The sequence below is a fragment of the Lactovum miscens genome (assembly GCF_014202895.1).
Taxonomy (GTDB): domain Bacteria; phylum Bacillota; class Bacilli; order Lactobacillales; family Streptococcaceae; genus Lactovum; species Lactovum miscens.
Genome location: NZ_JACHHV010000005.1, coordinates 58506 through 83792 on the forward strand (window position 1 = coordinate 58506; position 25287 = coordinate 83792).

Sequence of the window (25287 nt, forward strand, 5' to 3'; positions counted from 1 at the left end):
TTTTAATTCTCCTTACTCCAAAAATATTTGGTAGGATCTGTTGAAGCTGTTTGTAAAGCGTCTGTATAAGTTCCAACATAAGTTGGCCAGTCTGTAGATTGAGCTTCTGAGGCGGATGGCATCCAGGGAGTTACAACTGAATTTAATTCTACTTTCCAATCTTTGGTCCAAAACTCTCCACCAACTGTATTAGCAGAATAAAATACAAATGCACCATTATAGCTTTGCAAAGTAGTCGTATAACTATATGTTACATAATCACCTGTTAAGGTTATATTTTGTATTTTGCTCGTTTCAAGACCCCAATTAAAATTTCCTGTTCCTTTAGCTTTCATTGATACAGTGATTACAGTCCCAATATTAATAGTGTTACTTGTTATATTATGGTTACTCAAGGCTAGGTACTTACCACTAGCTGCATAACCTGTTGTCTTCACATGTATTACATTATTTTGAGTTACTGGATCAGATAACATTTCGTCGAGTGAAAAACCAGTGCCTTGATTTGGTTGAATATTTGAGAAATTTTTGGTTCCAGTCAAAAGATTCAAATTAGGATATGTCGTTGAAAACCTGTCTGTTCCATCGGCACTAAAAGCGTAAGCAGTATGTTCAATGGGTGGACTACTCGTATTTGTTATCGTTTGACTTACTTTGTTAACAACACTTGTTCCAATATTTGGAAGTGCAGTGATAAAAATTATAAATACAGTAGATATGAGTGTAACCGCTGAAGCAATCATAGCTAAGCTAGTTGTTGGTTGATCCATTTACTTCTCCTTTTCTCCTTTTCTACTTTTTCCACCATGGATTAGATGAATCTAAGTTGTTTTCTTTTAACCAAGTTATATCCTGTTCCAGAATTCCATTTGGTAGTTTACCTGTCTTCGAATAGTCGAAGGGATCCGTCGTGATCACACCTTGCCACCATAAAGCATCATACTTAGAAGTTTTTGAGTCCAGGCTGGCAAACATCTGACCATAAATATTAATGGGTTCATTCATAGCCACGGTAAAGTGATTGACCCCAAAACTATTACTTGTAAGCTTCAGACTATAGCTTTTTGGTAAGGAAGAAATAAAGGTTGGCAAATACATCATGTGACCTTGATTAGTATAAGCGTCTGCTGGCGTGTCTGCATCTTTCCAAGCAGAACTTCCTGTTTGATAAGAATAAACCTTGCCATTGTATTTATTGACGGCCACGGCTGGTAATTCTGCATTTGAATAAGCAAAATTAAAGCCATTTGTAATCTGACTGGTTCCTGCCGTCGTCGTGAGATTTTGGTTAGTGAGTTGGCTGTTGGATAAAGTAACACTTTGATTGTCAGATGTAGGAACTTTCAAGAGTGTTTGGTCATCATTGAGTCCCGTTGGATAAGCTAAGTTGAATTGAATGGCGTTGGCTTTCGTCCAACTTGTGCTATTTTGTGCACCCGTATCATAACCATAATAATAAGGATACGACCCGTTTATACCATAACCAGAGAGAGTGTTAATTTTCTCTGTCGGAAAGTTCATTCCAAAGTATTCATGATATTCTTGAACGTTACTTGGGGTAGCGACGGTTTCAACGACCGATAAGTTAGTAGGTAATGGTTTATTGTTGGTAATCACAAGGTGAGAAGCTGTGAAACCGTGTGTCTTAAACATGTCTTTCACAGTATCAGTTGTCACGGTTTGAGGCACAGATTCAGAGTCCGTGGATAGCGGCGCAAAGTAATCAATGTTGGGTAACGACCCATTTGGTAAAGGTGTAATCACAACGTTATAATTGATTTTCGCACCATTTCCAGTCCCACTACCAAAGGTCTTTAAATTTCCAGCCAAGGTTTGAGTGAAGTTTCCTGAGCTGTCCATAGCGCTATTTGGTGTCATGACCTTAGAATAGGCAACGTTGAAATCCTGGTCGAGTATATCAATCCTGTAATTATAATTATCAAGACTGAAACCTGGTGTCTTACTTCGTATCAGATTAAGTAACATTTCATTGGCTTTACCTGTCAAATTAAGTTTGAAAGGCAAGCCAGATGATGCATCGGCCGTATCGATGGTGATTTGGTCCGCATTGATTGTTACTGCTGCTTTATCCAAAGCGGCAGCTGCGGTTTGATACTGAAGGGTTAAAACATTAGTAGTGTAGTTGCCAGTGACCACTTTAGGGCTACTTCCTGAATTAAAACCGAAGTTAGTCGTTTGATTTAAAGCAGGTACTAACTTCCACAAATTTGCACTGCCAACGGAAGGTGTTTGATAGATAGATGCAACTGAAGGCGTGTAACCCAAGCCTGAGTTGTCAGAATTTGCGAAGTCTTGCCCCTCATAAAGAAGATAAGCTTCTTGCTTAGGAGCTTTGCCTGTATAAATGTTACTAATGCTATCACGAGTGGCCAAAGTACCTGGAACTTCATTGTTGTCAAAACTCTTATTCCAAAGTGAAGCATCCGCATTAGTGCTGTCTGTATAATGGTTCACATTAACAAGCTCAGCCTTCTGGCCATAGTACATAGAAATCACTCCATCAAAATCAGGCATTGTATATGAGTAGGTGCCATTCGTGATTGTAATAGGTTCATCCTTACCTGTCTGAAGATTCGTGAGATGGTCAAAGGACTGCGTATTTCCTGCAATGTCTTTCACGTTGTGATACCAGGTTGAAGTATACATGGAGCTATTAAGAATTACATTTGGACTTAAGATTTTATCTGTTGTTGATTGAGTGTTAGGAATTTCAACACTTTGGCCAGGTGTCGTAACAACTGTTCCACCTGTCCAGGTATCACTTCCATCTTGGTAGGTGTAAGAACCTGAAGTCGTGTAAGTGGACTGCGCATAACCACCCGTATTAACAGCAGAAAGCGCAATCGCTGGAAGACCTGGAACAGTTACCCCTACTTGAGTCCAGAAGTTGTGATACATGGTGTAACTTAAGCTAGATGTTTGCACCGCTTGATTAGGGCCAAGATAGTTCGTGCCACCAATCAGTTGAGTAACATGAGAATAGCCACCAAATGTGAGAAGGGGCGCATTCGGATCAGCTCCACTTCCAAGATTTAAGAGACCATTTGTTCCAATAGTTAGTCGGACAGGCGAAGCATTTTCGTAATACCCTGGCGCAATTGTAATTGGGTTACCTGCCCAGCTCACTGAATAATCAGTGTTGCTGCCCCAAACCAATCCATTGTTTGTGACGGCATAATTATACAGAACCCAAGTCCCACTGAAATTGGGATATACCCAGCCAGAATAATTACCAGCATTCGAGTCCAAATGTCCGCCACCACCTGCGCCGACAGATGGAGATGAGCCTGCTGCCCAGCCACCATTTACTGTAATGGTTTCAACAGAATTTGAATTTGTTGCCGTGCCATGTGCCACGCTCCATCCTATTGTGTAGTTTGAACCAAAGGCACTTCCTGAAAGTGTGCCACCTGGGAAGTTATCTTTCCAGGTTGTGGTATTGATTGGATCTTGTCCAACCGTCCATTTTAAACTTACACCAAATAGGCTAATGGCGGTTGATCCAGTAGGAATCGCAGAGCTAAGGCTCAATTGACCTGTTGTAGTGAGTGTAAAAGTCACACTCACAGGGTCTCCCAGAAAGCCATCTGCATCATAATATCCAGCAGTTCCAGCAATCGTTATTGTTTGATTACTTCTCGGTGAATAAGGCGCTCCCCCCCAATTAACGAGTGTCTTACCACCTGACACAGCACTAATTGGAATTTTTCTCGATGCAGCTGCATCAAAATTTGCATACACAGCCGTTGTATTTGAATTATATCCCCAATTTCCAAGAGTTAGTCCTGCACCTGTCATAGTGTAGGTAGTGGCACCTGAATCTGTCAAAGGCTTTGCTGGATTCCATTCTATATCTTGGACTTTTTGACCAGGAGTATAAATATAAGTCGGGTCTGTGACTGTTTCCTGTCCGCCTGAAACCACAGTATTACTTGAATTACTGTAGCTCAAGGAGGCTCCATTTGTCGTTTGCACAACACCTGGAATATTTAAATCATAAGTCGGTGAAACCGTATTGGTGACCTGTTGACTGCTAGGGACAGAAAAATTAACTGTCAGTCCTGGATAAATCCAATGAGATGCAAAAGCACTGGCCAGAGTTCCATCAGATTGTGCAATGGTGCCCAACGGATTACCTGTTGGGCTGTAGCTCAAACTATTATTTGCATAATTGACAGTATCTTTGAAATAGTTTCCATAAACACGATGTGCTTGAATATCAAGTTTTACAGTGTTTGAAGTGGCTGTTGTCGTTGTGCCATTTGGATTTCCCCAGGGTACGCTTGAGGTGTTAAGTAAGGCTTGCGAGGTTGTATTGCTGGTGGAGGCACTCCGATCAAACTCTTGGACTACTTCACTTGAGCTGGCACTGTTAGAAATTGAACCAACTCCTGAAGTAAGATCAAAATTTGCATTGGGTTTACTTGGGTCGGAACTTGGTAATAGACTTGGGTCAAGTTTTCCGTGAATTACAGCCGTCCCAATATTTAAAGTTGAAGGAGATTGGCTATTGCTTGGATGGTCTCCTGAGACGTAAGTTATTGTAATGGTTTGGCCATTCACTTTGTAGTATGCATAATCGTTCGAGGCATTATAAGTCATGTTGGTTGTAATGCTTGGAATGGAATTGCTCGTGAGGTTGACCTTATTTCCATCTGTTGTGGTAATGGTAATTGGATTGCTTGCATTGATGACAAATCCTGCTGGCAAATTGTCTGTTATCGTAGTGACAGATTGAAAGGCTTGTTCGGTTGTTGTAATATCGTATGCGGTATTTGAACTGTCATGATATTTTGCTGTGCTGTTATAAGCATGTGATAAAGCATTCGCAAAGCCAAACTTAATAGAATAGTCAATAGTATCATTCGCTGATTTTGTGGTCTCTTCAGTGGCTGTTGTTTGACCATTGGTAGCGTCCGTCGCCGTTTTTTGAAGAGAGATCCCTGTTGGCTTTGCAGAAGCGGTTCCTTGAACAGGAGCATCCAAAGAAGCATTGGCGATCAGGTTTTGTATAATTTGATTGCCTTGCCAAAGAATACTTCCACCGAAAAGGTTTTGCCCTGCTGTTGGACCTGCATAGAGACTGTAATAGCCTGAAAAATTTAAAGCGCCATTGATAGGCGCCCCGTAGTAACTATTATTTGGTCCTGAAGCTAAGCCATAGCCGCTGCCGTTGAAAGTGTTGATTTCATCTTGAGCACCAGAAAGACTTTTCATTTTGGCCCAAGTAAATCCACTTGAACTATTTACTGTTGCTTGCGTTGTATGAAATTCTGTTGAAATTCCACTTGATCCTGTAACTACAGAAAGATATTTAATTGGAAAGTTGCCAACTCCTGCAACTGAATACCATTGTAGAACAACGAATTTTCCATAGTCTGGAGCCGAAACGCCTGCCTGAGCCAACCAAGTATTCTCATTGGCAATATCTTGAGCAGAATCATTTATGTGATGATAATAAAAAGCAGCTTGTTTAATCGTTAGTTGTGAGATGCTAAAAGAGGATCCTCCCCCACCAGAACTCGCAGTTGGGAAGGCAGTAGCACTTGAAAAGTCTGCCTTAACCAGTGTTGGGGCATGAATAAGCAAGCACATTGCTAAGAAAGCTAGCAATGAGTGAACGACTTTTTTATATTTCATATTTGGTCTTTTCTCCTTCATTTCATGAATGTACAAAAAAATCTCCAACTTCTTGTTAGAGATTTCAAAGTATATAGGGATATTTTTATAAAAAGGCTACTTGGCAACAAGTGAACCAGGGTTACTTAAATCAAGCGGAGATTGAGGTGTATAATCTGAACCTGTCGAAACTGGCGGATTGTAAGAGGTTGATCCAGATGAACTATTTCCTGAAGAATAAGAACTGCTGTTTCCACCAACATACGTCGAGCTTGTCGAAACTTTGTTTGCTTGCTGCTGAGCGGCCTGTTGTGCTGCAAGTGTTGCCGCTGCAGCATCAGCTGCCGCTTTGGCATCGGCCGCAGCTTTGTCCGCAATAGCCTTATTCACGGCATCTAGGCGAACTTGCAAACTCTTAACATTTGCATTTTTTAATTGTTTAACCAATGTTTCTGAGGCGTTCACATCAGTTTGTGCGTGTGAAGCTTCAGCTTTAGCAACCGAGTTACTTGCAGCTTCTAACTGAAGCTTGTAAGCCGCCTGAGCGGCTTCTTCAAGCAATCTCTTGTGGGTTGCTGCTTTCTGCTTGGCGACAATTTTTGCGTGAGCCTGTGCTTGATTTTGCACGACCGCATTGACTGTTAAGCTCGCACCAAGAACGAGGGCAGCTACTACAGCAGAAATAATAATTGTTTTCTTTTTCATTTTTTATTTCCCTCTATATTTGGGCTGTTTTCAATTATGAATGTTTCTCTGATAGCTAAGTAGATAAAATAAATACCCAAAATAGCTGCTACCACTACGTAAATTACGTTAGCTACATTAGAAACAAAAGATCCTTTTGGCAAATCTAACAACGAAAAATTTCGATAATAAACAATCGAAGATAATCCCATCACAATAAAGGACCATACTAAAAAGAAAACAATCCACAACAACAAATACTTAATTAATTTTACCACTAAACGCATGAGATAGATTGGAGTATTTACAATTGTTACAATAATAAACCATAAAACACTAAGAAAAACTCGCCAGGGGCTTTTCTTTACTTTTACCTCTTGAGAGTAAAAAAGTGGGCCATCCGATTTTGCGAACTCTCCATTTTCAAATTTATGCTTCATCAAATAAGAATCATAATCATGACGTCTTTTTGAATCACTCAAACAATCAAAAGCATCTGTTAACTTTTTAAATGTTTCAGACGCATCAGCAGATGAATTGACATCAGGATGATATTTTTTAGCCAAGGCCCGATAAGAAGCCTTTATCACTTCTTCAGGTGCATTTTCTGAAATTCCCAATCTCTTGTAGTAATCTGGCTCAAAATTCATAGCTTTCACAACTTCCCTTATAACACTTTTAAATAAACTCCCTAATTAATTGTTTTAGCTTTAACTCTTTATTCGTTTTTTTTACGATTTTCTAGCAAAAATGGAATCGCTTGATCGTCTACACAACGCCTCATATACATAGTTAACATAGAGGTAGTTGTTAAACCCATTGACTCTGCCAATTTTTGAAATTCTACTTTCAAGTCTTTTTCTATCTTAAAATTTAATGATACAGAAACCATTTTGAACCCCCTATTTATACTTAAATTATACCAACTTATATACACATAGTCAATATATTTTATATACGTATAGTCAATATATTCATATAAAATCATATTTTTAATAATAAATTGTCACTTTTAAGTATATAAGGACTCTTTTAGTTAGTTTGAACGAGGGAAATTTGATATTTGACTAAATAATCGTTCACTGTGTTGAAATATTTAACTAATGTAAGATAATCAGTTGAATTAAGTGTTGAATTGAGCTTTAATAAAGCCCAATCTGAAGGACTGGAAAGAGGGGTGAAAGTCTTGGTGCCATCTTTAGTGGTAGTGATTAAGACTTGGTTGTTTGAAACCATATAGCTGTAATCTTCTAATTTTAAAGGCTGCACCTCAACATTTCGTGGATCACTTGACAACTTCTTCAAGTAAGTTGGGTTTGAATCTACTTGCTTTTCAATAGCCGTGACTGTCTTATCAGAAAAAGAATTAGTTTGATTCTGACTTGGTGAATCAGGTAATTGTGTTTGTACTTGATTTGTTTTTCCTGTCATTATCGTTTTGGTATCTTTAGGCGAGATGGACACATAGTTATTCGTGTTGGCATTGTTTTTACTATTCTTTTCCTTTTTTGACTGAGATGTGTTACCTATTCCTGAAAGGCCCCCAGATTTAAGGGTGGAAGAATTTTGAGTTCCATAACTTGTGTTTGAAGGCACGTTAGGGTTTGAGCCTGTAATTGTTTGCCCTGGTGCTAAAGATTGTTCCGCTTCTTTGGTGGCTTGTTTATTTGAGTTTGGAGGAATCACTAAGATACCTACAAGAACTAAACATGCAAGCACTACAGCCGTAATAGCAACGACCCATTTATTTATTTTGTTTTTTTTCATCTTACTTCTCCTTTCATTGGTAAGTAATCGTCCGTGTAGTCGTTGCCACAAAGGCTGAACTTACAGGGCTTATGACTTGATAGGTAAGGGTATAGGTACCTGGCACGTTAGGGTTCACATTTGAAGTAGAAACAGTAATAAGATAGTTTGCATTACCTTCTAGGGGCAGCGTTGCTTTCACCCCTGAAAGTAGTGTACTGATTGAAGGAACACCAGAGCCTAATGCAAAGGTCCCGACAGAAGCGTTTTTAACTGTAATTACGGCTAAGTCAGGTAGAATAACCAGTTGTCGAACAAAATTTGTTGTTGCTCCTGTCACGGTGTTTGTGGCCGTTAAGCTCTGTAAGACCGTACCAGCAATTGAGTTATTGATAGCATTAGAAACTACCGTTAAATTGGTTGTGCCATTCGGACCAAGTTGTTTTGCACTTGCTTGAGTGAGAATATCCTGTCCTGCAATGATCGTCACTTGTTTAGGACTTGTGATGACAGGCTCATAAGCTTCAACTGGGATGATTTGATTTAAGTTGCTACTCCCACCATTAGCATTGGTGATTTTAGTAGTTACAGTGTCCGAAGATTGGCTTTCTTTGATGCTTGAACTTGAACTTAAACTTAAATTGCCTGCATCATAGAAAAGGTTGCCATATTGAGGTTCTAAACTCGCAAGCGAAGTACCTAAGGTTCCAAGAGGGACTGGAAAGTTAGGGGTGTTTAAACCGAAAGGAGTGTTTATTTTTGTGATGCTTGCGCCTGTTAAGGCACTTGTTGCCACATAATTTATTCCTTTACTGTCCACATAATGTATTTTAACTGCTTTGACCGCAATTGGAACCGTCAGATCAGATGAAACTGGATTTGCAACACCATCAATCACTTTAACCTCATCTTCAGAGGTTAATAGGAAGTCAAAAGAAGTGTTGTCTCTATTCTGTTGTTTGTCTGGCCTACTGTTTACATTCACACTGTCAAAATAGCTGGCCATATAAGCATTTAAACTTTTAAACATGGCCGTTTTTTGAGTCAAGGTTTCACTTTTTGAAGTTGTATTTCTTGATGCAATACTTGCGGCTTGAATAGCTGTGTTCATGGCTTGAGTCGTAACATTTGAGTTGTTATTGTCTACTTGCATGAAGAAGAACCAAAGTCCAAGCATCATAATGGCCAAGAAGCCACCAATCATGCCTAGTATTCCTCGCATATTTTTTCCTTTCTTTTTGATATAAAAAGTAGAAAAGTAGAAAATTCTACTTTTCTACTTAACGCCCGTGATTGGCAAAAGCTGTGTTGCAGCTAAAGATGAAATATTTGTTGAGAAGCCACTGCTTTGATTGCTGGGTAAGGGAGCAGCTGGAAATGTAGCACCAGTTAAATCCACATTATTCAAACTTGAATCATAAGCAAAGCTATCAATTAAATTATTGACCTTTGAAAAGTCCCAATCCTCAAGTGATAAAGAAACTAAAGCTGAAGTGTTGCTAAAGCAACCTTCAAAATTAATAAGTGATGATGTGTCCAAGCTTGATAAATCAAGATTGACGAGGGAAGTTAATCCTGCAAACATATAGCTCATATCTGTCACATTTAAAGTATTAAAGTGTGACAGGTCCAATTCATTTAAAGTAGTGTCTGAAGCAAACATACTTGACATGTTTGTTACGTTTGAAGTGTCAAAGTTGTTAATTTCAATCTTTTCAAGACTACTCATGCCAGCAAACATGCTTGACATATTTGATACCTTCGAGGTATCAAAATGTGACACATCTAAACTCTGTAAGCCACTCACTTGGTAAAACATAAATGCCATATTCGTGACCATTGAGGTGTCAAATTCACTTAAATCAAGACTGGTCAGTGCTGAATCTCCATCAAACATATAAGACATATCCGTCACGCCACTGCTATCGACGTTAGAAAAATCAACAGTGGTAAGTGCTTTGTCATTAAAAAAGAGTTTTGAAAAATTAGTGCCAATCACAGGTGTATCAAAAGTGATTGTTTTGATCAGCAAGTTGTTTGCTAAGTCCAAAGTGCCATCTTTAAAATTGATTGGAGATGTTCCATTGGTTGACCAGACGTGAGTATTTCCGTTTTCATCAATCGCCCAAGAAAAATTATCATTTTTATTTGTTTTAATAGATTGAGCCCAAACAGTCGAATTATCTTCAAAAACGAGAAAGTAAGGATCAAGAGAATGAATGTCATGAAAATTACTTTTTATTACTACATTATTTTTCAGTGGCAAGACTAGAGATGAAATTTTTCCTCCCAAAGACTGAAGAATAGAAAAGAAACCACCCGTACTTTCAAAGTTTAACGTATAACCAACTTCAGTTCCATATGCAGCTAAACCGTATCCGCTTGGCAAATCAGGTGTTATTAACGCATTTACAGGTTGACCTTCGTTGATATATTTTGTCTGAAAAACATTAGGAAAATAAATTGTATTATCATAAGTTTTTAAACGATAAGTAACGCTTGATGAATTTTGTGACTGAAGATAATTTTCAATGTCTATCAAAGATTTTCCATTCACACCTCCTTCATTTTGAATGATTTCACTCACTCTTGCATTGACCGTTGAGGTGTCTGAAATTTGAAAGCCTAGGAGAACTAAGAAAATGACTAGTAAAGCAGTCATAGTCATTAAGAGCCATTTGAAGGGTATATCTACGATATTGTTCATAACATCTCCTTCTTAATGCAATAATTGTTTAAGAAAGGTCATGAACATATGTACGACATAGGACCCCATAATACCAAGGAGTGGAATGGCCACAAACGCACTCATTGTTTTAGGTATCCATGAGATTGACTTAACTTTTTGTCTAACCACTTCATCTACAACTAGAAAGAGTTGTTTGTTTGACATCGAGGATAACTCTTTAATGACAGATGCATCATTGCTCGCTTGTGAGTAATAAAAAAGGCTCTCCATGAAGGTACGAGCCTCTTGAGACCCCGAAGTCAGATTAGCAAATTCAATATAGGGTTGAATATCGTTTGAGTTGTCTCTTATTTTAAGCATGAGCTGTTTAAGATAAAGGCTCAAAAGTGTCATCACTTTATATTCTTTTTTACCTACTTCAAATTGAACGGTAATCCGACGCATCCATTCTTGACGGGTGTATTTCAATGTGTGCTTTTGATTTTTACCCGTTTTTGGATTTTTACTTCCTCGTTGGGATGCATTCAACGTTGGTTTAGACATCAATCCTAAACGAATATCTACCTTCTGTAGACATGCATAGAGTGATTGATTATTTTCGTTGAGCAAATATGGAATTAAAATTCTCGTAAACTTAGAAAATTCAACTTGCTGTAAAAATCGGTACTGTTTGAATTGAGACACAATCGAGCGGCTCTGAATAAAGTAATAAAGCAAACTAAAGAGTAGTAAGCCGAGGCCCATGATAAAGCCAAACTTTCCAAATAACTTAGTGATCACTAAAATTATTCCCACAACCGCAAAAACCATACAAGAAAGCAACCGTTTTTTGGACCATCGAATAATTGTTTCTTCTGTCTCGTTCATATTTAAGGCCATTTTTCGGGACTTGGACGAAATGAAATAAAGCCAAAAGTCACTTTCTTGCTTCCGTCTTTTAACCTTTTGATTGATGTTTTTTTGTTTTTTCCTTACAAATATTTTCAAATTATTCTCCTCTATTTCTGCATTTGCAATAGATTATCATCGAAGAAACCTATTGAAAGTTTGTTAAAGAACCAAAGCATAATCACATAAAATAGACTAAAATCTATCCAACCTAAAATGCTGTGGCTAAATACTGGCGCATAAACCGATGCTATAGGTGGTAGGAAATGAAAGACCATCACAAAGCCTAAGAGAGAAAAATAAACTTTAAAGGCCATGCTAAGCACTGCCTTTTTTCGTGTGTAAAAGGCTTCTTGTTTTAACTTTATATCATTGTAGGAATCTTTCAGCTCTTGAAGTGTTTTGAAATTTCCACGGCCTTCTAAAAAAGAGGAAGAGAGTTCATCAACGTACTGAACAAAAAAAATATCGTCTTTATAACGGGCTGAAAATTCTGAAAAACTTGCTCTTGTTTCTGCTTCATCAGGATTTTTCAGACGGGCCACAAGTATTTCTAAATCTGTTTTAAATTGTCCGTCAACACGTTCTGAAACACTTTTTAAACACAACCACACAGAGCGTTGTTCATCTACCATGAGCTGCGTCAGCGTGTTCACAAATCGATGTTTCTCATTGAATTGCTTACGTTGATAGTCACGTTCGACAATTTGAGGTAATAATTGTCGCCATCCAAATAGCGCACCTAATCCACCAAACAAGAGTCCAAAGATAACTAAAACGAAGTCAATCGGACTTTTAAAGGGGATGAGAGGCGTTAGGAATATGTAAAAGGTTCCCATTGAAATGCCAAATGGTAAGAAAATAAACGTATTGAATTTCGTTTGACTTTCTTTCTCTCCAAAGGCAGAACTTAAGGCCCTTAATTCTTCTAAATTATAATTTCTAGCCATTAGTTATTCCTTCCAAAACAAAAAAAGTAGAAAATTCTACTTTTCTACTTTTCATAATTGCTAATTAATTGATCATATTTTGATAAATTGAAACCCGACGAAGCTAGCCTTTTGTATAAATCTTTTGAAATAGGCTGCATTTTTGAAGTCGTTTTTCCTTTAGCATCCATGTCTTGTTCAAAAATGACAATAGAATCACCTTCTGCTTTACTGCGAAACTCAACAATATCAGCAATCCACCGACGCTTATGGCCTTCGATCCATCTAAACTTGATATGTATTCCAATATTCAGTAAACTCTTAATTTCATCTTCAGTTCGTTCTTCCTGTATATTTCTCACTTCACCAATCATTCCCATTACCCTATTGGGGATCATAAGTGCGCTTGCGGCGTGTAAAGATGTAATTGAGCTATGATCTGAGCGAAGCGCTTGGTGCCATTGATTGGCTTCCTTGCCTTTACGTAGTTCTGTCACCGCCACCCATGTTGGATCATGACGCATGGCCGTGGAAAGTAATTCCGACGCATCTGCATTTTCTGTCACTACCCACGACTCCACATCCGCATCAGGGAAAATTTCCTTGGCGTGCATTTCAAAAACGTCTTCAATCAAACATATTTTTTCGTTAAAGGGAATGTAAGAAAGGAGACGCTTTGTCATTTCAGTCTTTCCTGAACCAGTTTCGCCACAAACGACTATATTACATTTTGCTAAGACTAAGCCAGCCATTAAATTAGCAATGACCGAATTACTCATTTGCTCGATGATGGCTTCTGTCACCATAATTCCTGGTTGCGAAACACGAATTGAAATGGTTGGTGTCCCATTTGCTACAATCTTATGAACGCCACTAACACGGAAGTTTTTAAAAACTAAATCTATGATAGGGTGAGACTCATTAAAATCTTTTCCAATCGTACTTGCAAAGCCAATTATTAATCGTTGAATATAATCACCATCAACATAACCACCCGTCTGATTCACTTCTTTTTGATCATTGGATTCAACAATCAGCTCAGTACCGTTATAATTAATTTCAGAGATTGTCTTGTTGCGGGCAATTCGCTCAATAACTCCAAGCCCTACAGATTCTTCAAGAATTTCATCAAGCACTGCATTTGGAAAAGCCGTTAAACGAGGCGCATCACTCTTTAAAATATCACGTAGTTCTAAACGTTTTTCCATGTTATCAAAAGCTTCTAACTTCAAAGAAGCATATTTATTAACGATAAAGTCATCCACGTATTTAACGATACGACGTTTCTCTTGCATGTCATCAAACAAAGAGGTATCCGTCGCTATATCTGCTTCAAAGGCCATATTTTTACGTTTCCGAAGCGCTTCTGCTTCCTCGTTACTCATTGTCAGCAATTTAGACTTCCAGGTATATTTGGAAGAAGCAAAAAGCGTTTCTGATTTTAAAGTGTCAATAAAATCAGCAGCCTCTTGTGTTTCTTCACTTTCAAGTATTTCCGTTTTGGGTGCTTCAGTTTTTACAAAGTTCTCTTTGTCGTTCCATTGCTCTATGGAAGGCGATTTTTGATTTTTAAATTTTAAAAAATTTCTCATTAAGATTTTTCTCTTCCTTTCAAGAAAGTGGTAAATTCTACTTTTCTACTTTTCTACTTTTCTACTTTTCTACTTTTGGGCAAGATGTTTAAACAATTACAGCAAGCATAACTCCTTACTAAAAGCAACCTAATAGCGAGATAAAACTTGTGTCGTTTCTTCAGTAGTTGTTGTAAACAATGATTTTTTTGGTGTACTTCCAGAAAAGGTTGGCAACCATAAGGTTTGAGTTATCGTATACGTAAGGTCATCTCCAAGAGATTTTCCTTCCAGATATCTTAAATTCGAAACAGTGAAGCTGCCGCTGTACTCCTGTTGAGATGTTTCATTAATTTCATCCAGAGTAGCACCTCGTTGTAAAGCACCATTGGCATACTGCACAAAGTTGTTTGTCTTTTCATAGTTGATTGCAAAGGCAAAAAGTAATATAAGTGAGATGCCAAATAAGCCTGCCATAAGGGCTTTAATAAAGGTTGAAGGAGTTGTGTCCATAAATAATCCTTTCGTTTTATTTTTTTACAATAATTTTATGAAATTAAAAGAAGAGACCGTCGTCTCTTCTTTTAACAGGATGTAATGTGTTTTTAGACAGGCAATTGGCTTTTTAGATAAGTTACAATTGAAGTAGCTATTTGTGGGAAGGCAAGAATAAGAACGGCTCCTACCGCAAAGACAGCCGTGAGGCTAATTAAGATCAACCCAAGGTTACTTGAACTTTCATCCATGTTTTATTTTTCCTTTCGTTTTTTGAGTACTAAAAAAGAGACCGTCGTCTCTTCCTTAAAGTTAAAAGTTTGGCCGTGAACTTTGAATAAATGAGTTCCAAAGTGTTTGAAGCTGAGGGCCAAAATAGATGAGAACAAAAATAACACTGGAAACTATTGTAGCTCCAATCAGTAATCCAGCTAACTCATCAGTTGTTTCATTCATAATTCTCCTCCTTCAACCTTTATTAAAGCCCTTATGGCGGGCTGCGAAGCTGTTTGGTTTGCTTTGTTTTCCAAGGCAAGCTTAATCTGAGTTAATTCAACAATAGTTGAATCTATTTTATCCTCAAGATTATTCTTATTTTGTTCTGTTTCTAAAAGGGTCTGATTCAAGTGAGAAAGTCTTACTGAGGCTTTCTCTTGTTTTCGATTGTAAAAGTCAATCAAGTTGCCTAGCGAGTTGAGAAATTGCTCGTAAAGTAATTCGTCTTGATATTGAGAGTTACTTGTCTCTGTTGATAACTCATTTTCTTCAGTACTTACTTTTGGATTTCTCACAAAAGAATTGACTAAGCCTGAAAAAGTGAACACCGCTTTTGTTTTTTTGCTCTTATGAATTTTATCCGTCAAAGCAATAAAGTTGCCAGCTGAATCAAATAACTCATTTCCTATTCCAACTTCATATCCATTTTTAAGAATAATACGATCATCAGATTCGTTATAATCCCAAGCTTGAATCAAATTTTCATTCATTAGAAAATAGAGTTTCACCCTGTGCATTTCTTTTGAGTAGGAAATTCCATTTTTCGGAAGCGAAAATTCAATCTCACCATGTGAGTCCATCAGCAGGCCGTTTGTTGTGAATTGAAATTGAATTTTATTGGCCATGTTTTTTCTATTCCTTTCTATTTCTTTCTAGGTTCATTTTTTGCTATAATTTCATCTATTTTTATCCTGGTTACTCCATAAAAGAGGAGAAAAAAACTGTAATGATTAATAAAGATAAGAGTCCAAGTTCCAACTCCAATAAATTAAATACATTTGCTTTGTGAGCAAGAAAAATAAACACAACAAGCACAAGCCCAATAAGCAAAACAGTAAGTTCAACCGTATATACAATTATTTCCTTTTTTGAACATTTCTGATTTTCTGATTCGATCTCAATTTGGCTTAGCAAGCTTTTCCCACCATTTCTTGAATCTTCTAAGAGTTTTCTTTGAATTTTTAAATCTTTTTGTCTACTTTCAAAAAGTTTATCTTGAAGTCTTTTCGTTCTCCGTGAAGTATATTCTTTCATGTTATCGAGCCCCTTCTAATTTTTATCCTTCATTCTTGAACCTGTATGTATACTGGTCAATAGTTAAAAAAAGCTGAAAATATATATATATGAAACATATCCAAGATAGTTACAACCATTGCAAAAGCTAAATAGGCATATAATCCGCCAACCAAAACTATTACTGATAGCGGAAGCTGGCACTTATCAAAATAATTATTAATTTTCTTTGTCATTCTATTCATTATGCTTCAATTTCCTCTTTTTCCATATACATACCCCTACCTATTATTATGGATGTAAAGCACAAGTGTTATTAGACCAAGCCAAAGAGAGATAAAGCCGATCCTGATGATCAGTTTTATCAAAGTATCCAAAAAGTCTAGTTTCATCACAATGCAGAGAAAGAACGTCTCTCCTAAAACTAATCCTAAACCAAGTAAAAAAATGACAATATAATATAAGATTTTCCAAGTACTAATGTATTTATAGCTCCACCTTTCTTTCCAATAACTGATTCTATATTTTATTTCTTTTATCATTTCACCACCTCAACTAAATACTTATTTTTATAAAAAATAAAAAGGAAATATAATCACTATATATTTCCTTTTCATCATAAAATACTGTGCTATAATAATTGTGCCAAACCTTTAGGCAAGGCTATCTGTAATTGTTCAGGTAGTCTTTTTTTCTAAATTATTTGACTCGTTTTATAGAAAATCATCTATACTTGTTTGCCTATTATCAACAGTTTTTTCATCTTGATAAATCACTTGAAGAGCACGAACTTTTTGGTTTTCAAGTGATAACTCAGCAAAAAGATTATTGATGGCTTCTTCTAGTAAATCTATTTGTTTTCTTCCAGTGGCGTGTTTTAAAATAACCAACTTCTCAAAGGCTTCAGCTGAAATCTTTTGTGACTTCAGTGTAGAATTTTCTACTTTTCTACTTTTCTTCTTTTCTACTTTTGAAGTTTCTAAAGGTTTAGAGGTGAATTGAGGAGTTTTTAAAATCTTCTCTTTTGATGTGTTACTTTCTAAAAAGTCACTAAATCTATTCGCCATCTTCGCCTGCCTTATCTAGCTCTTGTTTGATCGTTTCAAAGAGCCCAATCACAATAGCATACGTCTCATCATCCACTTTATTAAAAGGTTGATTGACGAGCGCCACATCATTTGCAAGAACGGTGCGTCGAGGCAAGTAACCTAAATACTCAGGATAACTTTCCAAAGCATCTAAAAGGTCCTTAGAAGCTGTCTCTGCAAAATTGATTTTATTCGCAACAAACTTAAGCGTGATGTTTCGTTCAAAATCTTGATTGATTTCTGAAACAAATTTTTTGAGCCGTCCCAGGGCGGTTACTGAATCTTTTGAAGCTTCAGCAATGCCTAAAACCATGTCGGTAGCAATTAAAGCATTCACGGTGAGAATACCTTCATCATTTTCTGTATCTATAACAAGATAATCATATTCACTTTCTAAACGATCATAATTTTCGCCGAGCCATTTTCCAAAAAGATATTCACGTCGTCTGCGAGAATTTAGTTGTTCCTTTAGTTGCTCTACTTGCGAACTTCCAGCATAAAGCGATAAGTTCGCACTTAGCTTAATAGGTTCATCCACCCCACCATCAAAGAGCTTGATTACGGTATTTTTTATACCATCAAACTCTTCATAGCGGTGTGTCAAGTTAGCTGAATCATCAAAATCGAACAGTAAAACTTTAGAATCAAGTGCAAAATATTCTGCTAAGTTATGTGCCAGCGTTGTTTTACCAGCGCCGCCTTTGTTGACATTAATTGTTAATATTTTCATGACTTAGTCCATTTCTCCGATCATCTGCTCATACTTCCAAGTTCCGATAAGTTTTCCAGCTCTTCGTTCTGCAAGAAGCACACGACCTTGTTTAATCGTATCAATGTGTTTATAGATTTCATAAAAAGGAACTTGAGTTTTTAATTCTGTGCGTCGTCCGTCAATAAAAATAGTTCCACCAGAAACATAGATTCCATCTTTCTTGATTTTAGCTATTTCATAATGATAATAGCTATCGAGTTTGACCGTTGAATTGCCAGCTTTGGCAAAGGAGCGTAAGTCATTAATCTTAATTTCGTGCATAAAGCCTCCTCCTTAGGAATTCCGAAATACCTGAATTTACAGGTTTGCTAGAAGGACACGTAGTCCCTCGTGGTGTTTTTTACACAAGGTTTATAGTCTTTGTTTACCTCGAACTCGTTGTATCGTTTGTTTGATCTTGTCGCACAGGGACGTACTGGTTAGCATCAGGGGGTGGGTTTGTTCTCTCCAACATACACAGCTCCCTTGTCTATTTCTTTTCCCCATAGATGCGCTAATCAGGGGGCTGGTGTTTATTCAGTTGTCAACGGACAATTAGCTCACAAATTGAGCTAAGCGAGTATCAGGAGTCGAACCTGGTTAAACCACTACTCGTAAGAAATATACTTTACTTGGGTCTCTAATTGCTTTAAGCTTCATACTCTCCCATCTATCAAAAATGATAATCATGTAGGGTATGGGACGTCTTAATCCCCAACTTATAAAAGTTGTCTTATGCTATAATTGTCAATGATATTTAAAAAAGATTATTCACGGTTCTACCTAAAATTTCACTGATTTTTAATGAGGTCTCAAGTTTTGGATTTTGAGTTCCATATTCAATTCGTTGGTAAGAAATTTCAGTTATATTTAGCTTCTCTGACATTTCCTTCTGCGTTATTTTTTTTAAATTTCTTGCTTGAATCAATTTAATTCGTTTCAAAATATTTTCCTTTACACATTCCACTACGTATTAAGTAGTCTATGTTATTATTATACACTACTTATTATGTAGTGTCAATTAGAAAGATGCAAAATGACTAAGATCCCTGAAAGATTAAAAGAACTGAGACTAGACAAGGGTTTAAAACAAACTGAACTCGCTAATTTATTAGGCATCAAAGAAGTTTCTTATCAACGGTTTGAATATGGATCTAGTGGTATTAAGCTGGATAAACTGATTCAACTGGCGGATTTTTACAATGTTTCGCTTGATTATCTTGTCGGCCGTACGGATAAAAAATAACTTACTTGCCGATTACTTCGAGTCGTCTTTTAAATACCTTCACCTCTTCATCCGTCAATACATTTGTATTTTTTTCTTCAGTTCGTTTGGCTGCTGATTTTGTATCTGTTTTAGACCATGGACCCGTTACAGGAATTTGAGGTAAATTTTTCAAGTTGTCTTTCTCAATTTGATTTTTTTTGTTTTCCAAAAGATTTAGCTGATTTTTATTTTTCATATTTTCGACAAGATATTTTCCAAAATATTTTAAATCATGTAAATGATCTGTCGTATATTTAAAGGCCTCGTCAAAGAATATGTTAATAAGTAAAGGATCCTGACCCTCTTCAAATTCATTTAGGATTTCATTACAAATTAATATTTTTGAATTATTGCCAGGCAAGTTCATTTTTTGAATTTTGGTAATTATAATTTTAATTTTTTGATCTTGAATTTTTTGGATTTTTTCTTGAAGCGCCTTATTATTTATTTCATCCTCATCCTCATGACTAGATTCAATATAACTTGGTTGACTTTTTTGCATCTCTTGAGGTGCAGCATTTGTACCCTCTGGAGGTGCAAATTTTGCACCTCCGCTCACATCCTTTATTTTAGGGGTTGTTGGGGTTTTCTTCTTTTCAATAATTGTCTTCTCCAACTGAGTACCATCAAGGTTTCCAACATAAATTCGATTGGGTTTGTTCAATCCTTGCTTTACTTCTTCAATCAACCCAAAATCTTTAAGCTCGTTTTTTAAGGTAATTACTGTTCTTTTTGAACAGCTCAAAACATCACTTAATTCCTCAACCGTTGCAATAACATAAACAAATTCATTTTCATCAACAAAATTATTTATAATCGAAAGCTCGAAACGATTTTTTAAAAAGGTATACAAAATTTTAGCTTCATTTTTCATGCGTATATATTTTGATGCAATTCTTACTACTTCTCCCTCAGAATTTTTTTCACGATAGGGTGTAAATAATTTAGGATATTGATAAAAATTTTGGCTTGTAACAACCTGATTGAGAGTAATTTTTTCCAAGATGTTCCTCTTCCTAATTTTTATAATTAATAATTCTGTATATTTATGCATGATATTGTAAATTATGCATAAAACAAAAACCATAAAAGCTTCTACCTTTTATGGTTTTATAACTATTATTTAAGAAAAAAAATTAGCTAGAGTCTTATATAGCAATGCTAATCAAGAATGAAACATATAATAATTTTAACTTCTCCTTCAAGTACTTACAGGATTAAATAAGCTTAGTTTTTCGGAAAGAGAGCTACAGTTTTTCGGAAAGAGAGTCTTAGTTTTTCGGAAAGATAGTACTAATTACTTTACTATTTTACAAATTAAATAGATTTTAAACTAGGTCCTAATGCGGTTTTGTAGCGATTACTTATTTGAAAAGATTTTCCACAAATGGTAAATAAAAAGTTTCTTTAAAATTGGTAAACTACGATGGTTTTTGCAATTTTTTAATCATCAAATTTAGCTGATTCCTCTTGTGATTATTATTCAACCTATCTAACTCTAATCCCAAAGTTTTTTCAAGAAATTCAACTATGTTACTTGATGAAGTAAGAAAGCCCGAATCCATAAACTTTTCTCTTTCTTTGAGCCTAATAAAATTCTGATATGATATAACTTTATTGGCCTCAGTAAAGTTTAGCACCTTACAAAATGTTTTTGATAGTTCTTCTAAGCTAAATGTCAATTTGTCGTATGTCAAAATTTTGTCATTTTCAAAAAAGTTAGTTTTATTCATGTTCACCCCCTAAACCTCATTAAACTAAGGTTTCACATTACAAGCAACGCCTCACTCAAGGAAGTTAGTTTTTCGCCTCTAAAATTGAGATAATTATATTATGCAAGATAACTTGCAAATACAATTTGTCCTGATGGCGCCATCAAAACGGACGGACTGAAGTACAGTGGAAGAATTGACTTAGGTCACTTCTCAGCTCTGTGATTCACCGTTGTTTTGATATGCTTTTTATCAAACTTACGAGATCAACTTCTTTCCGTTCATTGGGCGGAAGGAAAGTAAATGTCGAAAATTGAAAACGCCATGATGACGAATGACGAACTTAGAGCTATAGCTGGAAGCTAGCTCTTTGCAAAAGTTAGAAGAAACTTATTCAAATTTGCCAAAAGAAACCCCGTCTGAGAATCCAGAAAAATTAGACGAACTCGACCTAAAAATCGAAGAGGCAGCAAAACTCACTCTCAATGCCTTGGAAACTTTTGAGCTGAAAATTGATAAAAACTACGATCGTAAATTACGTTACCATCACGGTGGCAGTATCAACTATAAAGTTGGGAAAACAAAGTCTCAGGAATTTAGCGACTTTATCCCTAACTTGTGTAGTCCCCCTGAAGAAACTTTGTTGAAGTATGAAGTGCGGGAAGAAATTGATAAAGCGCTAAACTCGCTAAAATATGAAATTCGCGAAGCATCCACTGTATATCAGGAGCTCGGCTACTATCCTTGAGCACGAAAATTTTACAAACCTAGTAAAGGTCTTAAAAGAGCGAGGAATTAAAGTATCTGACAAGACCGCGAAAAAATACGTCAATTCTGCTCGAGAATACCTCAAGAATCTATACCAACACTCAGACTTCTAGTATATTCTACGACACAGTCAAAATGTTTGTGGCTTTTCTTTTCCCATATTTTTCCGATATTTCTTAACTCGACTTATTCCAATCGGTACTTTATCTCTTCCTTTTTGACTCTCAATAGATAGCTTCTCAAAAAATGCCCATGCTAAAATAGCTTTAATAACTAAACATTCATCGACTTTTTCTTCTTCTATCCAGCCATGGAAGAATAGATTTCGATTCAATGGCAGAACTTCAGAATCTTCCTCAAGAAATTTGAAAAATGGCTTAAACATTCTTATTGAGTCTTCATCAACCTCTAGCATTTTAAAAACTTCCGAGATATAACCTTTATCAGCAGATTTTTCTTTAACAATTCTCTTGAATTCCAAAAGTCCCTTGCTATTGATTTTTATATTTTTGTACTCATTAACACTTTGGGCAGTAGTAATCACGCGCTCAATTCGCTCCATACAGAAAATAACCGCTTGTTTATACAGATTCTCATGGAGCAAAATTTCCAGTGTATTCTTATCCTTATAAGTTCTCAGGCTTTTGGGAACAAAATCTAAAACATCCACATCGTGTTCTTGCTTCAATTCGCTAAAGACTGACAAAACAAACTCATCTATTTCTGATTGAGCTCCAGAAGGAAGCAGAATCGGAAAATCTTGCAAAATATCTAAAGGAATATACCAATCATTAGCCAGATAGTCAACAAATTTGGATTTTTGTTTTTTGCTCAGACTTTCAGCAAATCTTTTGAATTCTTCGGCTTCAAAAAATCTATTGATTTTAGGAATACTTGCCACAATCCCCTGTATCGCCTTGTTTACCTGACTCGCTATCTCTAGCTGCATGTTATTGACTGCTCTCGCAGTATTTCTCGTCAGTTCTGCGATTTTCGGAAGATAGTTTTTTGCAAGAATAGACGACATATCTAGCACATTGATAGCAACCGCCTTTTTGTATCCCTCAGCAAACTCTCGAACTCCTTGAATTTCATTTACAATTTTTTTAATACCGTCAAATTCATTTTTCATATAGTATCTCTCAACAACTAATTTATGGCTCAGTTTTTAAAATGTTTATTTTTCTTTTCCACCCTTCTCAAGGCACCGATAATATAATCAGGAGCTTTTACCCAGCGATTTTATTAGTTCCTTTTGTTGGTCAACCATTTTTTCCAAAATCTTATTTTGCTGTTCCAATCGAAGCTCAACTTGGAAATTACCGTCCTCTAAAATTGTGGGAAGTCCTTTTTCATTGACGGTATATTCAGTAACATAAGACTTTCTTTTTCGAAAATCTGGGGAATAAACAATCTTAAATTTTCGGTTATCAACAGCTATCAGCTTTGAATTTATTCCACCAGAAATAAGAGTTGTGAATTCTTGATTAGGCGCTAACGGAAATTTTTTGAAATCGCTGAATGTATTTGGCATTAAGTCATCCCCATCATTTTCGATAAGAGGTTCAATCTCAACTTTCTTTATCCAACCTGTTGTCTGTCCATAATTTTTTATGGTAAGATACTGGGAAAATAGGCCATTTTTATGCCCCTTACTATATGAAATAAAAATAATCGGGCGGCTCCTTGCTTGTTCTAAGTAGGAATCCCAAACCATCTTGATAAGCGCTCCAATCGCTGTTGCAATAATCGGAACACTAATCGTCCAAAACTCAACTGAAAGTTTACTCATCCATTACCTCCATCTTCGGCAATTGCGCCACAAGTTCCACAGTCTTCATTGAAACAGTAATCACATAAAGCAGCAAATCCAAGATACAGCGTGGATTTTCAGATGCAAAATCATTCGGGTCATCGGTAATGCTTGATTTTTATCTGTCTTAACCTGATACTGGTCAATAATCCACTCAATCGCAGGGCGGCCGTTGACGACGTACTCATAAGCTTGTTCGGGAATATTAGAAATCGTAATACTTTCATTAAATATAAGCCTCATCAAGTCGTTGACCGATTTTCTTTCACTATTTCTAACTTTTGGATGCTTCATCTTTTTCACTCGGAGATTTCCTGATTCTTCGCCAGTAACTGTCTCCCCTTCCCAACTCGGTTGGTGTTCATAATTCAAATGTAAATCATCCAAGTTTTGACTTATCTCAGCATACTTTTCTTTGTCTTTGAGCAAAGATATTCGAGGTAAGAGAATGAAGTAAAGCCATACACATAATAAAATGTGTTCTCCTCAACTAGGCCAAAATCTAGAGCTGAAAACTATCTTTTAACTCCTGGACCACTCACATATATAACTTTATTTTCATTTCTAAAGAAGTCTTTAAAACGTCCTGGCATTTCTACAATTTCCGTATCATAATAAAGATACTTGTATATAAACGGTCTATATGAGCTTTTAGTTCTATACTTCTTTTCAAAACGGATTTTTTTATTAGCGAGAATCTTGTTTTTGGTTTTCCTACTCCAACTCATGAAAGTGGCATCTGGATTTAGGCTATTCAACTTCTCTTTATTGCCAACTACCTTGGATAATCTCTCTAATTCATAGTTATAGTTTCTAACTAGTCCGCCAGCATTGTCTTCAACTTTATCCTTCCCGAATCCGTAAATAAAGTATTCCTTTCATTTGTGCTTCATGACCTGCATTGCCCGATTTTCTACTTCATTCGTTTCTGTCAAAATTTTCATAATTGCCTCGTTTCTATTAGAATTATAATAACATTTTAAAATAAAAAAATCTACTGTATTTAGTAGATTTTTGTTTTATTTACATAATTAATAACTATATGTAGTGCTATAAATGATTAAGAACAGTTTCATATCAGACTGTCTCAATTCTTATTCTTCAGATGCAGAGAGGCCCAATTATTGAAACGGAAGCCTTAGATGATGCGCGGTTCTGATTAACATTTTGAACGATATAAAGATTCCCAAACTCATTCTCAGCCTCAAGTGATAAGTAATTATAAAGTGTTTTTAAAGAAGCTAAAAGTCGATGTAATGCCTTTAAATGGTTTCCTTCTCGGACTGCTTCTAATCTCAGCTGTGTAAAAGTAATCTCTCTTGTGGATAAAACCTCTACAATTTTTTCCTTAATCAGCCAATTAAAATTTTTTTATATTCAAGCATATAATCGTACAGGTTGCATAAGTATAGTTGTTTGAGATTTTTGAAATATAAAAATCTTTTACAAATTCAGGGTAGGATTCTAACATTTTTTGAATTCCAGCCACATAGCCGTCTTTATTCATAAAATTCATTGTAGCCCTATATTTGTTAAAATACTAGCGAGGATATTAGAGTATATTTGCTTTTATTAATATTAATATTAGATAGAAGAAACATTATTTATATTCATAACAAAGGCCCTATTTAAAGGGCTTTGTGACAGTATTTTAAGGCATTATTTATTTGAATTTAATATTAACCTTTTAATGAATTTGTTTGATTATTATTTTTTGAGTAAATTCTCTATTCTTTG

The 25287-nt window shown here is 36.1% G+C and carries 29 protein-coding genes; 2 read left to right on the forward strand and 27 right to left on the reverse strand.

The window, feature by feature from the left end:
* Positions 1-2 precede the first annotated feature (2 nt).
* From HNQ37_RS02315 to HNQ37_RS02410, 20 genes are all read right to left on the reverse strand, one after another.
* Entirely contained in the window at positions 3-770 is a 768-nt protein-coding gene (locus HNQ37_RS02315; RefSeq protein WP_183538950.1) for a hypothetical protein, read from the reverse strand.
* Positions 771-792: 22 nt separating this feature from the next.
* Positions 793-5661, reverse strand: coding sequence for a beta strand repeat-containing protein (locus HNQ37_RS02320; protein WP_183538952.1), 4869 nt, complete (start codon positions 5659-5661; stop codon positions 793-795).
* A gap of 96 nt (positions 5662-5757) precedes the next feature.
* Entirely contained in the window at positions 5758-6345 is a 588-nt protein-coding gene (locus HNQ37_RS02325) for a hypothetical protein (RefSeq protein ID WP_183538954.1), read from the reverse strand.
* Positions 6342-6974, reverse strand: coding sequence for a J domain-containing protein (locus HNQ37_RS02330; protein WP_246415575.1), 633 nt, complete (start codon positions 6972-6974; stop codon positions 6342-6344). The genes HNQ37_RS02325 and HNQ37_RS02330 overlap by 4 nt, the downstream gene beginning before the upstream one ends.
* A 68-nt stretch (positions 6975-7042) precedes the next feature.
* Positions 7043-7216 carry a type II toxin-antitoxin system RelB/DinJ family antitoxin gene (locus HNQ37_RS02335; RefSeq protein WP_183538959.1) on the reverse strand — a complete coding sequence of 58 codons (174 nt, stop codon included), beginning with the start codon at positions 7214-7216 and terminating at the stop codon, positions 7043-7045.
* A 140-nt stretch (positions 7217-7356) separates the two neighbouring features.
* A complete protein-coding gene (locus HNQ37_RS02340; RefSeq protein WP_183538961.1) occupies positions 7357-8091 on the reverse strand; it encodes a hypothetical protein in 735 nt (244 codons plus the stop codon).
* 13 nt (positions 8092-8104) lie between these two features.
* A complete protein-coding gene (locus HNQ37_RS02345; protein WP_183538963.1) occupies positions 8105-9292 on the reverse strand; it encodes a DUF5011/hyalin repeat domain-containing protein in 1188 nt (395 codons plus the stop codon).
* 54 nt (positions 9293-9346) lie between these two features.
* Positions 9347-10777 carry a BspA family leucine-rich repeat surface protein gene (locus HNQ37_RS02350; protein WP_183538965.1) on the reverse strand — a complete coding sequence of 477 codons (1431 nt, stop codon included), beginning with the start codon at positions 10775-10777 and terminating at the stop codon, positions 9347-9349.
* Positions 10778-10789: 12 nt separating this feature from the next.
* Positions 10790-11746 carry a hypothetical protein gene (locus HNQ37_RS02355; protein WP_183538966.1) on the reverse strand — a complete coding sequence of 319 codons (957 nt, stop codon included), beginning with the start codon at positions 11744-11746 and terminating at the stop codon, positions 10790-10792.
* A gap of 11 nt (positions 11747-11757) precedes the next feature.
* Positions 11758-12597 carry a hypothetical protein gene (locus HNQ37_RS02360; RefSeq protein WP_183538967.1) on the reverse strand — a complete coding sequence of 280 codons (840 nt, stop codon included), beginning with the start codon at positions 12595-12597 and terminating at the stop codon, positions 11758-11760.
* Positions 12598-12641: 44 nt separating this feature from the next.
* Positions 12642-14168: an ATPase, T2SS/T4P/T4SS family gene (locus HNQ37_RS02365; RefSeq protein WP_183538968.1), complete on the reverse strand. Its 1527-nt coding sequence runs from the start codon at positions 14166-14168 to the stop codon at positions 12642-12644.
* Between the two features lie 129 nt (positions 14169-14297).
* Positions 14298-14660, reverse strand: a complete 363-nt coding sequence (locus HNQ37_RS02370; protein ID WP_183538969.1) for a hypothetical protein — start codon at positions 14658-14660, stop codon at positions 14298-14300.
* Between the two features lie 92 nt (positions 14661-14752).
* Positions 14753-14893, reverse strand: coding sequence for a hypothetical protein (locus tag HNQ37_RS02375; RefSeq protein WP_183538970.1), 141 nt, complete (start codon positions 14891-14893; stop codon positions 14753-14755).
* Between the two features lie 61 nt (positions 14894-14954).
* Positions 14955-15098, reverse strand: a complete 144-nt coding sequence (locus tag HNQ37_RS02380; RefSeq protein ID WP_183538971.1) for a hypothetical protein — start codon at positions 15096-15098, stop codon at positions 14955-14957.
* Positions 15095-15763 (reverse strand): hypothetical protein, encoded by a 669-nt coding sequence (locus HNQ37_RS02385; RefSeq protein ID WP_183538973.1) that lies wholly within the window; start codon positions 15761-15763, stop codon positions 15095-15097. The genes HNQ37_RS02380 and HNQ37_RS02385 overlap by 4 nt, the downstream gene beginning before the upstream one ends.
* Positions 15764-15833: 70 nt before the next feature.
* Positions 15834-16172, reverse strand: coding sequence for a hypothetical protein (locus tag HNQ37_RS02390; protein ID WP_183538975.1), 339 nt, complete (start codon positions 16170-16172; stop codon positions 15834-15836).
* 692 nt (positions 16173-16864) lie between these two features.
* Complete coding sequence (locus HNQ37_RS02395) at positions 16865-17218, reverse strand: hypothetical protein (RefSeq protein WP_183538977.1); 354 nt, start codon at positions 17216-17218, stop codon at positions 16865-16867.
* The gene (locus tag HNQ37_RS02400) at positions 17208-17969 is read right to left on the reverse strand and encodes a ParA family protein (protein ID WP_183538979.1); all 762 of its coding nucleotides are present in this window, start codon (positions 17967-17969) and stop codon (positions 17208-17210) included. Before HNQ37_RS02400 ends, HNQ37_RS02395 begins: the two co-directional genes overlap by 11 nt.
* Before the next feature lie 3 nt (positions 17970-17972).
* A complete protein-coding gene (locus tag HNQ37_RS02405; protein WP_183538981.1) occupies positions 17973-18272 on the reverse strand; it encodes a hypothetical protein in 300 nt (99 codons plus the stop codon).
* Positions 18273-18747: 475 nt separating this feature from the next.
* Positions 18748-18933, reverse strand: a complete 186-nt coding sequence (locus HNQ37_RS02410) for a helix-turn-helix transcriptional regulator (protein WP_221289015.1) — start codon at positions 18931-18933, stop codon at positions 18748-18750.
* A gap of 93 nt (positions 18934-19026) precedes the next feature.
* Between HNQ37_RS02410 and HNQ37_RS02415 the strand changes: the two genes are divergently transcribed.
* Positions 19027-19236: a helix-turn-helix domain-containing protein gene (locus HNQ37_RS02415; RefSeq protein WP_183538983.1), complete on the forward strand. Its 210-nt coding sequence runs from the start codon at positions 19027-19029 to the stop codon at positions 19234-19236.
* A gap of 1 nt (position 19237) precedes the next feature.
* Here HNQ37_RS02415 and HNQ37_RS02420 read toward each other — a convergent pair whose 3' ends face one another.
* Together HNQ37_RS02420 and HNQ37_RS02425 are read right to left on the reverse strand one after the other, a co-directional pair.
* The gene (locus tag HNQ37_RS02420) at positions 19238-20260 is read right to left on the reverse strand and encodes a replication initiator protein A (RefSeq protein ID WP_183538985.1); all 1023 of its coding nucleotides are present in this window, start codon (positions 20258-20260) and stop codon (positions 19238-19240) included.
* A 418-nt stretch (positions 20261-20678) separates the two neighbouring features.
* Entirely contained in the window at positions 20679-20990 is a 312-nt protein-coding gene (locus HNQ37_RS02425) for a hypothetical protein (protein ID WP_183538987.1), read from the reverse strand.
* A gap of 349 nt (positions 20991-21339) precedes the next feature.
* On the opposite strand from HNQ37_RS02425, the gene HNQ37_RS02430 reads away from it, so the two are divergent.
* Positions 21340-21717, forward strand: a complete 378-nt coding sequence (locus HNQ37_RS02430; protein WP_183538990.1) for a hypothetical protein — start codon at positions 21340-21342, stop codon at positions 21715-21717.
* A 150-nt stretch (positions 21718-21867) separates the two neighbouring features.
* On the opposite strand, the gene HNQ37_RS02435 is transcribed toward HNQ37_RS02430, so the two are convergent.
* The 5 genes from HNQ37_RS02435 to HNQ37_RS02450 all read right to left on the reverse strand — a co-directional run bounded on the left by HNQ37_RS02435 (position 21868) and on the right by HNQ37_RS02450 (position 25057).
* A complete protein-coding gene (locus tag HNQ37_RS02435; RefSeq protein WP_183538992.1) occupies positions 21868-22869 on the reverse strand; it encodes a hypothetical protein in 1002 nt (333 codons plus the stop codon).
* 87 nt (positions 22870-22956) lie between these two features.
* The gene (locus HNQ37_RS02440; RefSeq protein ID WP_183538994.1) at positions 22957-23529 is read right to left on the reverse strand and encodes a hypothetical protein; all 573 of its coding nucleotides are present in this window, start codon (positions 23527-23529) and stop codon (positions 22957-22959) included.
* Between the two features lie 60 nt (positions 23530-23589).
* A complete protein-coding gene (locus tag HNQ37_RS08480) occupies positions 23590-23979 on the reverse strand; it encodes a type ISP restriction/modification enzyme (RefSeq protein WP_246415566.1) in 390 nt (129 codons plus the stop codon).
* A gap of 86 nt (positions 23980-24065) precedes the next feature.
* Positions 24066-24416 carry a type ISP restriction/modification enzyme gene (locus HNQ37_RS08485; RefSeq protein ID WP_343066564.1) on the reverse strand — a complete coding sequence of 117 codons (351 nt, stop codon included), beginning with the start codon at positions 24414-24416 and terminating at the stop codon, positions 24066-24068.
* A 494-nt stretch (positions 24417-24910) separates the two neighbouring features.
* Positions 24911-25057: a hypothetical protein gene (locus HNQ37_RS02450; protein ID WP_183538996.1), complete on the reverse strand. Its 147-nt coding sequence runs from the start codon at positions 25055-25057 to the stop codon at positions 24911-24913.
* Positions 25058-25287: the final 230 nt, after the last annotated feature.